At 72.8% G+C, this 15682-nt stretch carries 12 protein-coding genes and 1 pseudogene; 7 read left to right on the plus strand and 6 right to left on the minus strand.

What is annotated here, in order from left to right; genetic code table 11:
* Positions 1 to 10: 10 nt before the first annotated feature.
* The 3 genes from ddaH to ACIRFL_RS25880 all read right to left on the minus strand — a co-directional run bounded on the left by ddaH (position 11) and on the right by ACIRFL_RS25880 (position 3222).
* Entirely contained in the window at positions 11 to 787 is a 777-nt protein-coding gene (ddaH, locus tag ACIRFL_RS25870) for a dimethylargininase (RefSeq protein ID WP_404032777.1), read from the minus strand.
* Between the two features lie 101 nt (positions 788 to 888).
* Positions 889 to 2505 (minus strand): ABC-F family ATP-binding cassette domain-containing protein, encoded by a 1617-nt coding sequence (locus tag ACIRFL_RS25875; RefSeq protein ID WP_404032781.1) that lies wholly within the window; start codon positions 2503 to 2505, stop codon positions 889 to 891.
* A gap of 303 nt (positions 2506 to 2808) precedes the next feature.
* Positions 2809 to 3222 (minus strand): SsgA family sporulation/cell division regulator, encoded by a 414-nt coding sequence (locus tag ACIRFL_RS25880; protein ID WP_404032783.1) that lies wholly within the window; start codon positions 3220 to 3222, stop codon positions 2809 to 2811.
* Positions 3223 to 3411: 189 nt separating this feature from the next.
* Between ACIRFL_RS25880 and ACIRFL_RS25885 the strand changes: the two genes are divergently transcribed.
* The 5 genes from ACIRFL_RS25885 to ACIRFL_RS25905 all read left to right on the plus strand — a co-directional run bounded on the left by ACIRFL_RS25885 (position 3412) and on the right by ACIRFL_RS25905 (position 9250).
* Positions 3412 to 4134 carry an endonuclease V gene (locus ACIRFL_RS25885; protein ID WP_404032786.1) on the plus strand — a complete coding sequence of 241 codons (723 nt, stop codon included), beginning with the start codon at positions 3412 to 3414 and terminating at the stop codon, positions 4132 to 4134.
* Between the two features lie 132 nt (positions 4135 to 4266).
* Positions 4267 to 4413 carry a morphogenic membrane protein MmpA gene (gene mmpA, locus ACIRFL_RS25890; RefSeq protein WP_404032789.1) on the plus strand — a complete coding sequence of 49 codons (147 nt, stop codon included), beginning with the start codon at positions 4267 to 4269 and terminating at the stop codon, positions 4411 to 4413.
* 101 nt (positions 4414 to 4514) lie between these two features.
* Positions 4515 to 5669 (plus strand): CaiB/BaiF CoA transferase family protein, encoded by a 1155-nt coding sequence (locus ACIRFL_RS25895; protein WP_404032792.1) that lies wholly within the window; start codon positions 4515 to 4517, stop codon positions 5667 to 5669.
* Positions 5670 to 5799: 130 nt separating this feature from the next.
* A complete protein-coding gene (locus tag ACIRFL_RS25900) occupies positions 5800 to 7014 on the plus strand; it encodes an acetyl-CoA C-acetyltransferase (protein WP_404032795.1) in 1215 nt (404 codons plus the stop codon).
* Between the two features lie 40 nt (positions 7015 to 7054).
* Complete coding sequence (locus tag ACIRFL_RS25905; protein ID WP_404032798.1) at positions 7055 to 9250, plus strand: 3-hydroxyacyl-CoA dehydrogenase NAD-binding domain-containing protein; 2196 nt, start codon at positions 7055 to 7057, stop codon at positions 9248 to 9250.
* On the opposite strand, the pseudogene ACIRFL_RS25910 reads toward ACIRFL_RS25905, so the two are convergent.
* Positions 9234 to 9946: pseudogene (locus ACIRFL_RS25910) on the minus strand (MerR family transcriptional regulator). The gene ACIRFL_RS25905 and the pseudogene ACIRFL_RS25910 overlap by 17 nt on opposite strands.
* Before the next feature lie 253 nt (positions 9947 to 10199).
* Here ACIRFL_RS25910 and ACIRFL_RS25915 point away from each other — a divergent pair.
* Complete coding sequence (locus tag ACIRFL_RS25915; RefSeq protein WP_404032801.1) at positions 10200 to 11666, plus strand: amino acid permease; 1467 nt, start codon at positions 10200 to 10202, stop codon at positions 11664 to 11666.
* A 94-nt stretch (positions 11667 to 11760) separates the two neighbouring features.
* Complete coding sequence (locus ACIRFL_RS25920) at positions 11761 to 12678, plus strand: PfkB family carbohydrate kinase (RefSeq protein ID WP_404032804.1); 918 nt, start codon at positions 11761 to 11763, stop codon at positions 12676 to 12678.
* A gap of 56 nt (positions 12679 to 12734) precedes the next feature.
* On the opposite strand, the gene ACIRFL_RS25925 is transcribed toward ACIRFL_RS25920, so the two are convergent.
* Together ACIRFL_RS25925 and ACIRFL_RS25930 are read right to left on the minus strand one after the other, a co-directional pair.
* On the minus strand, positions 12735 to 14228 hold the full coding sequence (locus ACIRFL_RS25925; RefSeq protein ID WP_404032807.1) for a M1 family metallopeptidase: 1494 nt from the start codon (positions 14226 to 14228) through the stop codon (positions 12735 to 12737).
* Positions 14229 to 14722: 494 nt separating this feature from the next.
* Complete coding sequence (locus tag ACIRFL_RS25930; RefSeq protein WP_404032880.1) at positions 14723 to 15637, minus strand: FAD-dependent oxidoreductase; 915 nt, start codon at positions 15635 to 15637, stop codon at positions 14723 to 14725.
* Positions 15638 to 15682: the final 45 nt, after the last annotated feature.

Genomic DNA, 15682 nt, shown 5'->3' on the forward strand with positions numbered 1-15682 from the left:
GGGCCGCGGATCAGGCGTACAACTCCCGCAGCCGCACCGACAGACACGTCACACAGCCCTCCAGTTTCTCGAACTCGCCGATGTCCACCGGGACCACCTCGTGACCGAGGTCGGTCAGCAGCTCACGGGTCTTCGGCGCACTCGACGCCATCAGCAGCTTGCCCCCGCCGAGCAGCACCACATGGGCTCCGGACTCCTCGGGCACCGCCAGAACACGGGGAAAGAGCGAGGGCCGGTCCACGTGCGGTATGTGCCCGAGCACCGTGCCGTCGGGCAGGGCGGTCACCGCGGACTTCAGATGCAGCACCTTGCTCACCGGAACGGCGATCACCCGTGCGCCCAACGGCTCGAAGGCGGCCCGCAGTTGCTGCACCCCGGCGGCGTTGGTGCGTCCGCCGCGGCCGACGTAGACCGTGTCCCCGACCTTGAGGACGTCCCCGCCGTCCAGGGTGCCGGGTTCCCAGATCCAGTTCACCGAGCAGCCGAGGCGGGCCACGGCCTCCTCCACACCGAAGGTCTCGGCGCGCCGTGACTCGGCGCCGGGCCGGGCGATCAGCGCCACGTTCCGGTACATCACCACGGTGTCCTCGACGAACACGGAGTCCGGGCAGTCGTCGGCCGGGTCCACCTCGATGGTCTCCCAGCCGTGCGCGCGCAGCGTGCCGACGTACGCCTCCCACTGCTCGACGGCGAGCCCCACATCGACCGTCGTGCGCTCGATGTGTGTCACCAGACCCTCGGCGAGGCGCGGGCCGGGGCGGCGGACGAGGGCCTTCTTGCTGGGCACGGCTGGTCTCCGTATCGGCGGGGCGGTGTTCGGTCTCCATCATGCGGCGCCGGTCCGCCATGATGCAGGACGGGGCGGCCCGGCCGACACCCCCCGTCGGGTCACCCGACGGCCTCCGGTGTGATCTCCCGGAGTTCGCCGTCCGCCAGGAGCAGCCAGCGGGTGATGCCGGCCGACCTCAGGAACGGCACGTCATGACTGGCCACCAGCAGGGCACCCTCGTACGACTCCAGGGCCGTGGTCAGCTGCCGCACGCTCGCCATGTCCAGGTTGTTCGTCGGCTCGTCCAGCAGGAGCAGCTGCGGCGCGGGCTCCGCCAGCATCAGCGCGGCCAGCGCGGCCCGGAAGCGTTCCCCGCCGGACAGGGTGGCCGCCTTCCGGTCGGCCCGGGCGCCGCGGAACAGGAACCGGGCGAGGCGGGCCCGGATCCGGTTGGGGGTGGCGCCCGGCGCGTACCGGGCCACGTTCTCGGCGACGGTCAGCTCATCGTCGAGGACGTCGAGCCGCTGCGGCAGGAAGCGCAGCGGGACATGCGCCGTCGCCTCGCCCGCGGCCGGGGCCAGCTGCCCGGCGACGGTGCGCAGCAGCGTCGTCTTGCCCGTGCCGTTGCGTCCGAGCAACGCGATCCGCTCCGGCCCGCGCACGTCGAGTACGCCGCCGACCCGTGCTCCGTACGTCAGCTCCAGGTCCCGCAGGGTGAGCACGTCCCGGCCCGGTGGTACTGCCGTGTACGGCAGGTCGACGCGGATCTCGGCGTCGTCGCGTACGGCGTCCACCGCCTCGTCGAGCCGGTCCCTGGCCTCGGCCAGCCGTTCCTCGTGCAGGATGCGGTGCTTGCCCGCGGACTCCTGGGCGGCCCGCTTGCGCGCCCCCATGACGATCTTCGGCTCGCGCTTCTGCTCGAACATCTTCTGCCCGTACCGCCTGCGGCGGGCCAGCTTCGTCCGGGCGTCGGCCAACTCGCGCCGCTGCCTGCGCACATCGGCCTCCGCGACCCGCAGCATGCGCTCGGCGGCCTCCTGCTCGGCGGTGAGGGCCGCCTCGTACCCCGAGAAGTTGCCGCCGTACCAGGTGACCCGTCCGGCCCGCAGGTCGGCGATCTGGTCGACCAGGTCGAGGAGTTCGCGGTCGTGGCTGACCACGACCAGCACGCCCGGCCAGGACGCGACGGCCGCGTGCAGTCGCCGGCGCGCGTACAGGTCGAGATTGTTGGTGGGCTCGTCGAGCAGCAGCGCGTCCGGGCGGCGCAGCAGCAGCGCGGCCAGCCGCAGCAGCACCGACTCGCCGCCGGAGACCTCGCCGACGGTGCGGTCAAGGCCGATGTGGCCGAGGCCGAGTTCGCCCAGGGTGGCGAGCGCGCGCTCCTCGACGTCCCAGTCGTCGCCGAGCGTTTCGAAGTGCCCCTCGGCCGTGTCGCCGGCCTCGATGGCGTGCAGCGCGGCCCGGCGGGCCGCGATGCCCAGCGCCTCGTCGACGCGGAGCGCGGTGTCGAGCGTGACGTTCTGCGGAAGGTAGCCGATCTCGCCCGTCACCCGGACGGCGCCGGCCGACGGGGTCAGCTCCCCGGCGATCAGCTTCAACAGGGTCGACTTGCCCGATCCGTTGGCGCCGACGAGCCCGGTCCTGCCGGGGCCGAAGGAGATGTCGAGGCCGTCCAGGACGGGTGTGCCGTCGGGCCAGGCGAAGGACAGGGAGGTGCAGGTGAGGGAAGGTGACATGGAGCCTCGCGGTTGTTCGTGCGGTCGGGGCACATGCGCATCGAGGCACCGCGGGGCGGCAACCGGGGGACCGGGGCCGTGGAAAGGCCCTGTGCCGGAGGACGGCTCGGACGCCGAGGTCGCACGCGACGCCCACACCTCGGGTGTGGAACGCGGTGACTCAGGACCTCAGACGAGCAACGTCCTTCTCCTATCGACGGCAACAGAACCGCGGGAAACGCTACGAGGGGGCCGGAAGGCTGTCAACGCGATTAAACGCGCTCCATCGCCGACGCGCCGCCGCGCGGCGCGCAGCGGCGGCGCTCAGGCACCCCGCATCAGCTCCGCCAGATCGTGGTCGAGGTCGAACTGAAGGTGCTCGAGGCCGAGCGGCACCAACGCGCTGGTGGCGTCCAGGAACCGGCGGATCTCGGCGGAGTGGACGTGCACGACGGCCGTGCCCTCGGGCGCGTGGAACTCCAGGACGGTCCGGTCGTACCCGTACGGCCGCACGCGGACGTCGCCGTGCCCCTGCGGGCCGTGCAGGCCGTCCGTGAGGAGGTCGCGGGCGAACGTCCAGCAGACCTCCACCCCCTCCAGGGTGGCCGGGGCGGGGAACGACATGCGGATGGCGAACGGGTCGCGCCGGTCGTAGTGAAGCGTGGCGGGAATGCTGGGCATGCGCGGGGCGGCGGCGACGAGTCGGGCCTGTACGGAGTGCTCGATGACGATGGACAACGCCTTGCTCCCTCGTGACGGCTGGACGGACGTCCGGGTGGACGAGACCTGGCACTGGAAGAGACGACGGAACGGCCTCAAACGTGCACAGAGAATTCGAGTGACCTCTGTCACCGCTTTCATGCACGCACGTTTCGCCCGCGACCGGCCGGTGCCCAGCCGGGGGTGGCGCGTACCCTCGTGGCCACCATGACGACCGTACCGATGCCCGGGGACCGGCCCGTGACCGAGGAGCAGGCCCGCGCCGTGCAGGACGCACTGCGCGGGCGGGTGGTGCTGGACGAGGCCGGGCCGCCGCCCGGCACGGGCCGCATCACGGGGGTCGACGTCGCCTACGACGACGAGCGCGACCTCGTCGCGGCGGCGGCCGTCACGCTCGACGCGGCCACCCTGGACGTGCTCGCCGAGGCCACCGCCGTCGGCGAGGTCGCCTTCCCGTACGTGCCCGGACTGCTCGCCTTCCGCGAGATCCCCACCGTGCTGGCCGCTCTCGACAGGCTGCCCGGACCCGCGGGTCTGGTCGTCTGCGACGGCTACGGGCTGGCCCACCCGCGCCGCTTCGGGCTCGCCTGTCATCTGGGCGTGCTCACCGGCCTGCCCACGATCGGCGTCGCCAAGAACCCGTTCACCTTCGCCTACGACGCCCCGGCGGGCGAGCGCGGCAGCGCCTCGCCGCTGCGCGCGGGCGACGAGGAGGTCGGCCGCGCCCTGCGCACCCGGGACGCCGTCAAACCCGTCTTCGTCTCCGTCGGCCACCGGGTGAGCCTCGACAACGCCTGCGCCCACACGCTCGCGCTCACCCCGCGCTACCGGCTCCCGGAGACGACGCGCCGCGCGGACGCCCTGTGCCGCCGGGCGCTTCAGGAGGCGACGGTCCGCCGCTCCTCGGCCTCGCGCTCCCCGCGGTCGTAGACGACCGGGCCGTCTCCCGGGCCGAGCACGGTGAGAGGCAGCGCGGCACGGCCCCGGAAAACCCGAACGCCGGTACGCCGTCTGAGTATGTGTACGGATGTGGCGGCGGCGCCGCACCAGCAGGCTGGGCCCATGACGACGCACCACCGCCCGCGCACCCTGGTCCGACGCCCCGGCCCCACCGGCCGTCCCGCAGCGGTCGCGCTGGCCCTCGCCGTCCTGGCGGGGCTCGCCTGGACGGCCGGAATGATCTACACCCTGCTGCGGTGGACCCTGTAACGTGGCCAAGCGCTTGCTCTTTCGGGCCTTGTGCCGGGTGGAGCGCGTTCCTAGCATCGCTGGTGTTACATCGGTTGTGTCATATCGACTGGGGGCCGCCCATGACGACGGCAGGGACGCCGACGCGGGGAGCGGGCCCGCTCACGGGCGTGCGCGTGGCGGAACTGGCCGGCATCGGCCCCGGCCCGTTCGCCGCCATGCTCCTCGCCGACCTCGGCGCCGACGTCGTCCGCGTGGACCGGCCGGGCGGTCCCGGCATCGGCGTCGACCCCGCCCACGACGTCACCAACCGCAACAAGCGCTCGGTGATCGTCGACCTGAAGTCCGCGGAAGGCCCGGCCCGCGTCCTCGACCTGGCCGAACGCGCGGACATCCTGATCGAGGGCTACCGTCCGGGCGTCGCCGAACGGCTCGGCGTCGGCCCCGAGGACTGCCACGCCCGCAATCCACGGCTGGTCTACGGCCGGATGACCGGCTGGGGACAGCGGGGCCCGCTCGCCCAGCGGGCCGGCCACGACGTGGCGTACATCGCCGTCACCGGCGCCCTCGGCATGATCGGACAGCCGGACCGGCCCCCGGCGGTCCCCGCCAACCTGGTCGGCGACTACGCGGGCGGCTCCCTCTACCTGGTCGTCGGCGTGCTCGCCGCGCTCCACCACGCGCGCGTGACCGGCGCCGGCCAGGTCGTCGACGCGGCCATCGTGGACGGCACCGCCCACCTCACCGCCATGATCCACGGCATGCTCGCCGCCGGCGGCTGGCAGGACCGCCGCGCCGCCAACCTGCTGGACGGCGGCTGCCCGTACTACGGCACCTACGAGACCGCCGACGGCGGACACATGGCGGTCGGCGCCCTGGAACAGCGCTTCTACGAGGAGTTCCTGCGGCGGCTCGGCCTCGCCGACCTGATCCCGGCCCGCACCGACCCCACCCGGTGGGGCGAGCTGCGCGAGCGGATCGCCGCCCGCTTCAAGTCCCGCACCCGCGACGCCTGGACGGCCGTCTTCGAGGGCTCCGACGCGTGCGTGGCCCCCGTCCTGTCCCTGCGCGAGGCCCCCCGCCACCCGCATCTGGCCGCCCGGGGCACCTTCACCGAGCACGCCGGCCTCACCCAACCGGCCCCGGCACCCAGGTTCTCCGCGACCCCCACCGCCGTCCGCACCGCCCCCGCGCTGCCCGGCTCCGGCACCGCGGGCGTGGCCCGCGACTGGGACGTGCCGCGCCTCATCTGCGACCCCGCCGCGGACGACGCATGATGGAACCGCTGTTCCCCCTCGACCGCGTGCCGGGCCCGGCGCGTCCGGGCGAGCGAGCCGAGGACGGGCCGTGATCCCTGGCCGCCCCGATGACCCCAGCGCCGTGAAACCCTCGTGGAAAGGCTTGCCAGTGAGCACCGAAGCGTACGTGTACGACGCGATCCGCACCCCGCGCGGCCGCGGCAAGGCGAACGGCGCCCTGCACGGCACGAAGCCCATCGACCTGGTCGTCGGCCTCATCCACGAGATCCGTGCCCGCTTCCCCGGCCTCGACCCCGCGGCCGTCGACGACGTCGTGCTCGGCGTCGTCGGCCCGGTCGGCGACCAGGGTTCGGACATCGCCCGCATCGCCGCGATCGCGGCCGGGCTGCCGGACACGGTGGCGGGCGTCCAGGAGAACCGCTTCTGCGCCTCCGGCCTCGAAGCGGTCAACCTGGCCGCCGCCAAGGTCCGTTCCGGCTGGGAGGACCTGGTGCTCGCCGGCGGCGTCGAGTCGATGTCCCGGGTGCCGATGGCCTCCGACGGCGGCGCATGGTTCAACGACCCGATGACCAACCTCGCCGTCAACTTCGTGCCGCAGGGTATCGGCGCCGACCTGATCGCCACCCTGGAGGGCTTCACCCGGCGCGACGTCGACGAGTACGCCGCGCTCTCCCAGGAACGCGCGGCCACCGCCTGGAAGGAGGGCCGCTTCGCTCGCTCCGTCGTCCCGGTCCTGGACCGCAGCGGACTCGTCGTCCTCGACCACGACGAGCATCCGCGCCCCGGCACCACCGCGGACTCGCTGGCCAAGCTGAAGCCGTCGTTCGCCGACATCGGCGAGCTGGGCGGGTTCGACGCCGTGGCCCTGCAGAAGTACCACTGGGTCGAGAAGATCGACCACGTCCACCACGCGGGCAACTCCTCCGGCATCGTCGACGGCGCCGCCCTGGTCGCGATCGGCTCCCGGGAGGCCGGCGAGCGCAACGGCCTGACCCCGCGCGCGCGGATCGTCTCCGCCGCCGTCTCCGGTTCCGAGCCCACCATCATGCTCACCGGTCCCGCGCCCGCCACCCGCAAGGCCCTCGCCAGGGCCGGGATGACCATCGACGACATCGACCTCGTCGAGATCAACGAGGCGTTCGCGGCCGTCGTGCTGCGGTTCGTCAAGGACATGGGCCTGTCCCTGGACAAGGTCAACGTCAACGGCGGCGCCATCGCCCTGGGTCACCCGCTCGGCGCCACCGGCGCCATGATCCTCGGCACCCTCGTCGACGAACTGGAACGCCAGGACAAGCGGTACGGCCTCGCCACGCTGTGCGTGGGCGGCGGCATGGGCATCGCCACCATCATCGAGCGCGTCTGACCAGCCGGCGGATCACGAGACTTCTACGGAGACCCCTCACATGACCGAGAGCACCGCCATCCGCTGGGAGCAGGACGACACCGGAGTCGTCACCCTCGTCCTCGACGACCCGAACCAGTCCGCGAACACCATGAACCAGGCGTTCCGCGACTCCCTCGCCGCGATCACCGACCGGCTGGAGTCCGAACGGGACTCCCTGCGCGGCATCATCGTCACCTCCGCCAAGAAGACCTTCTTCGCCGGCGGCGACCTGCGCGACCTGATCCGGGTGACGCCCGAGACCGCGCAGGACCTGTTCGACGCGGGCCTCGCCGTCAAGCGTCACCTGCGGCGCATCGAGACCCTGGGCAAGCCGGTGGTCGCCGCGATCAACGGCGCGGCCCTGGGCGGCGGCTACGAACTGGCCCTGGCCTGCCACCACCGGATCGCCCTCGACACCCCCGGCACCAAGATCGGCTGCCCCGAGGTCACCCTGGGACTGCTCCCCGGAGGCGGCGGCGTCGTCCGTACCGTGCGCCTGCTGGGCATCGCCGACGCCCTGCTGAAGGTGCTGCTCCAGGGCACCCAGTACACCGCGCGCCGCGCCCAGGAGAACGGCCTCGTCCACGAGGTCGCCGGCACCTCCGGGGAACTGCTCGTCAAGGCCCGCGCCTTCATCGACGCCAACCCCGAGTCCCAGCAGCCCTGGGACCGGCCCGGCTACCGCATCCCGGGCGGCACCCCGGCGAACCCGAAGTTCGCCGCCAACCTGTCCGCCTTCCCGGCCACCCTGCGCAAGCAGACCGCGGGCGCCCCCTACCCGGCGCCGCGCCGCATCCTCGCCGCGGCCGTGGAGGGATCCCAGGTCGACTTCGAGACCGCCCAGGTCATCGAGGCCCGCTACTTCGTGGAACTGGCCGCAGGACAGACCTCGAAGAACATGATCCAGGCGTTCTTCTTCGACCTCCAGGCCGTCAACTCCGGCGCCAACCGCCCCCGGGGCGTCGACCCCCGCGAGGTGCGCAGGGTCGCCGTACTCGGCGCCGGGACGATGGGCGCCGGCATCGCCTACGCGTGCGCACGCGCGGGTATCGACGTCGTCCTCAAGGACGTCTCCCTCAAGGCCGCCCTCAAGGGCAAGGCCCACTCCGAGAAGCTGTGCGCCAAGGCCGTCGCCAAGGGCCGCACCACCAAGGAGAAGGCGGACGCGCTGCTCGCCCGCATCACCCCCACCGGCGACACCCAGGACCTCGCGGGCTGCGACGCGGTCATCGAGGCCGTCTTCGAGGACCCCGCGCTCAAGCACAAGGTGTTCCAGGAGATCGAGCACGTCGTCGCCCCCGACGCGCTGCTGTGCTCCAACACCTCCACCCTGCCGATCACCGCGCTCGCCGAGGGCGTCCAGCGCCAGGCCGACTTCGTCGGGCTGCACTTCTTCTCGCCGGTCGACAGGATGCCGCTGGTCGAGATCATCAAGGGCGAGCGCTCCGGGGACGAGGCGCTTGCGCGCGCCTTCGACCTGGTCCGGCAGATCAGGAAGACACCGATCGTCGTGAACGACTCGCGGGGCTTCTTCACCTCCCGCGTCATCGGCCACTTCATCAACGAAGGCGTGGCCATGGTGGGCGAGGGCATCGAGCCCGCGTCGATCGAACAGGCCGCGGCGCAGGCGGGCTACCCGGCGAAGGTGCTCTCCCTCATGGACGAGCTGACCCTCACCCTGCCCCGCAGGATCCGTGACGAGTCGCGGCGCGCCGTCGAGGAGGCGGGCGGCACCTGGAGACCGCATCCCGCCGAGGCCGTCATCGACCGCATGGTCGACGAGTTCCGCCGCACCGGCCGCGGCGGCGGCGCCGGGTTCTACGACTACGACGCGGAAGGCGGGCGCACCGGACTGTGGCCGGGGCTGCGGGAGCACTTCACCCGGCCCGGCCACCGGATCCCGTTCACCGACATGCAGGAGCGGATGCTCTTCGCGGAGGCGCTGGACACCGTGCGGCTCCTCGAAGAGGGCGTGCTGACCTCTGTCGCCGACGCCAACATCGGCTCGGTCTTCGGGATCGGCTTCCCGGGCTGGACCGGCGGTGTGCTCCAGTACATCAACGGCTACGAGGGCGGCACCGGGGCGGGCACCGGGCTGCCCGGCTTCGTGGCACGCGCGCGTGAACTCGCCGAGCGCTACGGCGAGCGGTTCGCGCCGCCCGCCCTGCTGATCGAGAAGGCAGAGAGGGACGAAACCTTCACCGACGCCAGCTGAGCCCAACGCCCTCGCCACCGAGCGGCCCCGCTCGGGCGTCCTCGTCGTTGGGCGGCCCCGCTCGGGAGGCCGTCAGCAGGGCCTGGACTGCCAGGGGCTGCATGTGCGCGGACAGCGACCGCACGTCCCGCGCGTCCCGCTGCCCCACCTCACCGCGCAGCAGCCGCGACATCTCCCGCGCCGCCGCGCAGGCACGCTCCAGCAGGACGGCGCGCGCGGCGAGTACCGCCTCCTGGGACAGCGGTACGCCGAGCAGTTCGACGCCGAGCCGCAGCAGCCCGACGTCGACCCGGAACGCGTAACCGGCCCGCTCGACGACGTCCAGCGCCGTCACAGCCGCTCCAGGTCGGCCCGTCCAGCGGGCGCCCCGCCCGGCGCTCCAGCTCCGCGCGCGCCAGGGTGTGCGGCGCGTCCGGGCCCCACGAGGACACCACCGCGCGGTGCACGGCCAGGTCCCGCGCGGTCAGGTCCGGCGGCAGCCGGCTCAGATGGCGCTCGATCGCGGCCAGCGTCATCCCCTTGAGCCGCAGTTCCTCGATCAGCGCCAGCCGCGCGAGGTGGCCGCGCCCGTAGCGGCCCACCCGGCGCGGGCCGATCACCGGCGGCAGCAGGCCCTTGGTGCCTAGAAGCGGACCGTGACGCCTGCCCGGCCAACTCGTCGATCGTGAGGGTCGCCTCATCGGCGTCGGTCGTCATGCGCGGCAGTATCGCTGTGCCACCACCGCGGTGAAACCCGGTGCCCAGGCCGGCCGAGGGGTGATGACGGGCTTGTGCGAAATCATCGCCTTTCGTGTGAGAAGTACCGCTCTGTGAGGTGAACCACCGCATGACGGGCGGCCCGGCTGGGAAGCTGCTGCCTTGGTCTGTGCCGCGACACCACGGTGGCGTGGACCGGGACCGTACCAGCCCGGGACCCCACGCCCGGACGCGCCAGAAAGTGGAACCACCCGTGAGCAAGGACGCCGTGGCACCGGCACAGGTCGCCGCCCCACCCCGGGCGACCGGAACCCCCGCGGACGTGGGCGACGCCGGCTACAGCAAGGCACTCAAGCACCGCCACGTCAACATGATCGCCATCGGCGGCGCCATCGGCACCGGACTCTTCCTCGGCGCCGGCGGCCGGCTGCACAGCGCGGGACCGGCCCTCGCCCTGGCCTATCTGGTCTGCGGCGTCTTCGCCTTCTTCGTCGTACGGGCCCTCGGCGAGCTGGTCCTGTACCGGCCCTCGTCCGGTTCCTTCGTCTCCTACGCCCGCGAGTTCCTCGGCGAGAAGGGCGCCTACATCGCCGGCTGGATGTACTTCCTGAACTGGTCCACGACCGGTATCGCCGACATCACCGCGATCGCGCTCTACACCCACTACTGGAGCCTGTTCACCAGCGTCCCGCAGTGGCTGCTCGCGCTGATCGCCCTGGCGGTGGTGCTCGCGGTGAACCTGATCTCGGTGAAGATCTTCGGCGAGATGGAGTTCTGGTTCGCGATCGTCAAGGTCGCCACCCTCCTCGGCTTCATGCTGATCGGCATCTTCCTGCTGGCCACCCGGCACGACGTCGGCGGCAGCACCCCCGGCCCGGGCGTCATCGCCGACCACGGCGGGATCTTCCCGCACGGCCTGATGCCGGTCGTCCTGGTGATGCAGGGCGTGATCTTCGCGTACGCCGCCCTGGAACTGGTCGGTGTCGCGGCCGGCGAGACCGCCGAGCCGGAGCGGGTCGTCCCGCGCGCGGTGAACTCGATCATGTGGCGGGTCGGTCTGTTCTACGTCGGCTCGGTCGTGCTGCTGGCCCTGCTGCTGCCCGGCTCCGCCTACTCGGCCGACCAGAGCCCCTTCGTGACGGTCCTGTCCCGGATCGGCGTCCCCGCGGCCGGCGACGTGATGAACCTGGTCGTGCTGACCGCCGCCATGTCCTCGCTGAACTCCGGTCTGTACTCGACCGGCCGCATCCTGCGCTCCATGGCCATGGCGGGCTCCGCACCGAGGTTCACCGCCCGCATGAACCGCAGCCAGGTACCCTACGGCGGCATCCTGCTGACCTGCGCGGTGTGCGTCCTCGGTGTCGGACTGAACTACCTGATGCCGAGCCAGGCCTTCGAGATCGTGCTGAACGTCGCCTCCCTCGGCATCATCAGCACCTGGGTGATCATCATGGTCTGCCATCTCGTCTTCGTCCGGCGGGCCGCGGCCGGACTGGTCGCCCGGCCCGCCTTCCGGCTCAAGGGCAGCCCCGTCACGGAGATCGCCACCATCGCCTTTCTGCTGGCCTGCCTCGGCATGATGGGCAACGACCCCGAGGTCGGCCGCAAGACCCTGCTGCTCGTCCCGGTGATCGCGGTCCTGCTGGTCGCCGGCTGGTTCGGGGTGCGCCGCCGGGTGCTGCGGCAGGCCGGCCGCGAGCCGGGCGACCGCACGACGTAGCAGCGTGCCGCCACTGTCAGTGGCATCGCCTACGGTGGGTCATCGATGGGGCGCGGCGGCGCCGTGACGGTGTACGACCAGGGGAGGGCGGCGGATGAGCGCGCAGACGGACGTGCTGGTGCTGGGCGGTGCGGGAGTGGACACCATCGTCCATGTCCCCGAGCTGCCGCTCCCGTACGCCGACAGCTACATGATCGACTCCGGGATCCGCACCCGGGCCGGACAGACCGGTGACTTCGTCGCGCTGGGCCTGAGCGCCCTCGGGCTGCGCACCCACCATCTCGACCTGCTCGGCGAGGATCCCGAGGGCGACCTGGTGCGCGCGCTGCACGAGGAGCGGGGCATCGCGCTCACCGCGCTCCCGCAGCCCGCCGGCACCAAGCGCGCGGTGAACCTGGTCGGCCCGGACGGCCGCCGCCTGTCCCTGTACGACACCAGCCGCGTGCACGCCGCCGACCGATTCCCCGAGCCGCTGGTGCGCAGCCTGGCCGCGGCGAGCCGGCATGTCCATGTGACCATCACCCAACCGTGCGCCCACGCGCTGCCCGTGCTGCGCGAGAGCGGCGTGCCGCTCTCCACCGACCTGCACGACTGGGACGGCGAGAACCCGTACCACGAGCCGTTCGCGCTCGCGGCGGACGTCGTCTTCCTGTCGGCGGCGGCCCTGTCCGATCCCGAGCGGACCATGCGGCGCATCGCCGAGCGCGGCCGGGCCGAGGTGGTCGTCGCCACCGCCGGGGCCGACGGCGCCCATCTGCTGGCCGGCGGCGAGCTGACCCGTATACCGGTCGCCGCGCCGCCCGGGCCGGTGGTCGACTCCAACGGCGCGGGCGACGCCTTCGCCGCCGCGTTCCTCTTCGGCCGACTCACGGGCGAGTCACCCGCGCGCTGCGCCTGGTACGGCGCGGTGGCCGGGGCGTACGCCTGCACGGTCCCGGCCACCCGGACGGCGGCGGTGGGCCGGGCGGAACTGCTGGCCGCGGCGGCCGGGCCGGCGCCCGCCGGGCGGTGAGGGACCGGGGCCCCACCCGGCCCCCCACCTCGGGCTCATCGCCCGTGCGGGGTCGTTCAGTGCCCGTGTACGTCGTTCGTGGCCTCGATCTTCTTCCATGACTTCGGCCGGACCGGGGCCGCGGCCGCATCGGCGACGGCCGCCGCGCGGGCCGCGGCGCCCGCGGGCCTGACCGGCTGGAACAGCCAGGTGTCGAACAACGCGGCCAGCGGCTTGCCGGACACCCGCTCGGCGTACCGCTGGAAGTCGGCCACCGAGGCGTTCCCGTACGCGTGTTCCTTCGGCCAGCCCTTCAGGACGGCGAAGAACGCGTCGTCGCCGATCTCGTTGCGCAGCGCCTGGACGGCCAGCGCGCCCCGGTCGTACACGGCGGTGTCGAACTGGTTGTCCGGCCCGGGGTCGCCGGGCGCGACGGTCCAGAACGGGTCGTCGGCCGGGTGCGAGGCGTACACGTAGTCCGCCAGGTCCTGCGCGGTGCCCTCGCCCTCGTGCTCGGACCACAGCCACTGCGCGTACCGGGCGAAGCCCTCGTTGATCCAGATGTCCTTCCAGCCCTTCAGCGACACGGAGTCGCCGTACCACTGGTGGGCCAGTTCGTGCACGACCACGGAGGTGTTGGAGCCGTTCGCGAACTGCCGGGGGCTGTAGTACACGCGGGTCTGTGTCTCCAGCGCGTACCCGGTGGTCGTGTTGGGCACATAGCCGCCGGCCGAGCCGAACGGGTACGGCCCGAGGCATCCGCTCAACCAGTCGACGATCTCCCCGGTACGCTCCACACTGGCCCGCGCCGCCCCGTCGTTGTCGCCGAGGTCCTTGCTGTAGGCGTTGACGACCGGGACGCCGCCCTCGGAGGTGCTGGTCGTGATGTCGAACCTACCGACCGCGAGGGTGGTCAGATAGGTGGCCTGCGGCTTGTTCTGCCGCCAGGTGTACCGGGTCCAGCCGAGCCTGGAACTCGTCGACTGGAGTGTGCCGTTGGAGATGGCCTGGGTGCCGTCCGGGACGGCGATCGACACGTCGTAGGTGGCCTTGTCGAGCGGGTGGTCGTTGCTCGGGTACCACCACCACGCCGCCTCGGGTTCGTCCGCGGCGACGGCGCCGTCCGGGGTGCGGTGCCAGGTCGAGAAGCCGTACGCGGTCTTCGTGGACGGCACCCCGCTGTAGCGGACGACGACCGTGACCGCGGTGCCCTTCGCCAGCGGGGTCTTCGGGGTGACGACCAGTTCGTGCTCGCCCGAGGTGGCGAAGGCGGCCTTGGCGCCGTTGACCCGGACCTCGCTCACGTCCAGCAGGAAGTCCAGATCGAACCGGGACAGGTCCTGCGTGGTACGCGCCAGGATCGTCGCCGTGCCGTCCAACTCGTCCGTCGCGGGCCGGTACTGCAGCCGCAGGTCGTAGTGGGAGACGTCGTAGCCGCCGTTGCCGTAGTTCGGGTAGTAGGGGTCGCCGATGCCCGGGGCGCCGGGGGCGTAGCTCGCGGCCGAAGCGGGGACGGCCAGCAGCAGGCAGGCCGCCGCGAGCGCGCCCGGCACGAAGATTCTGCGGTGCACGAGAACTCCAAGTCGTAGGGGCACGAAGTCTGTTCGGAGCCTATTCAGTCCCCGCCCTACCTGACGTGTCCACGCCCCCCACTGTCACACGATCGCCATTCAGCCGTCATTCCGATCACCGGACGGTATGGCACGGGCCTGTGTCGGCGCCCCGAAGGGGCGCGGGGAACTGCGCGCTCAGCCACGTCAATCCCGCACCCGGCCGCCGCCGCCCCGCGCCACGGCGAGCACCGGACCTGGCCCCGATGGCATGGCGCTGAGGTGGGTGGCGCCCCGAAGGGGCGCGGGGAACTGCGCGCTCAGCCACAACAAAGCCGCACCGGGCCACCGGCGCCCAGTGCCACGGCGAGCGCCCGCCCCGTGCGAGCGCCGCCGGCACGCCGCACCCGGCCGCCGGCACGCAGTGCCACGGCGAGCGCCCGCCCCGTGCAAGCGCCGCCGGCACGCCGCACCCACCCCGCCCAAGCGCCGCAGGCCCCCGCGGCAAGCGGTACTCAGGCATCGGCCAGCCCCGCGGCCTCCCGCGCGCACCCCCAGGCCACGGTCACCCCGGCCCCACCGTGCCCGTAGTTGTGCACCAGCGACCGGCCGTCCGGCAGCGGCCGGTGCTCCAGCCGCACCGCGGGCCGCGCCGGGCGCAGGCCCACCCGGTGCTCCAGCACCCGCGCCCCGGCGATCTCCGGCAGGAGAGCCGCGCACCGGGCGACGATCTCCTCCGCGGTGCGCGGATCCGGCTCCAGGGACCACGCGTCCTCCTGCGCGGTGCCGCCCAGGACCAGCCCGCCCGGCTGCGGGAAGACATAGGCCGTGGCGCCCCCGGCATCGTCGACCGAGGTGAGCCACGTGCTGATGCCCGGGTTCCGCACGACCACCAGCTGCCCGCGGACCGGCCGCACCGCCGGATCTGGCACCAGCGAACGGGCGCCCAGCCCGGTGCAGTTGACCACGACGGCGGCCGGAACCGCGGCCAGGTCCGACACCGTCCGCTCCTCGACCAGACCGCCCGCCGCCGTCAACCGCTCCCGCAGCCATGACAGATGAGCCGGCATGTCGATCAACGGCAGCCGCGCCCGCAGCCCTTCGCCGCCGTCGGCGACCCGCAGTCCCGGCACCCGCCCGGCCCACGGCCCCAACTCGTCCAGGCGCACCCCGAGATGTACGCCCTCGACCATGCGTACGCCCGTCCGCTCCGGCCGCCGCGCCAACTCCTCGTACACCACGAGAGAGGTGAGCGCCCAGTCGCCGACCAGCGGCTCCGGCTCGATGCGGTACGGCCACCACAGCGCGCCCGCCACCGCCGAGGTCGTCCGCCCGACGGGCTCCCGCGTCCACACCCGGACCCGCCGGCCGGCCTCCGCCAGCACCACGGCCGTCGTCAGCCCGATGACCCCGCCGCCGACCACGATCACTTCGTCACTCAGCCGATGCTCCACGCGGGGACGATAAGCCCTGCA

Origin of the sequence: Streptomyces sp. NPDC102462, from assembly GCF_044765425.1 — a bacterium.
Lineage (GTDB): Bacteria > Actinomycetota > Actinomycetes > Streptomycetales > Streptomycetaceae > Streptomyces.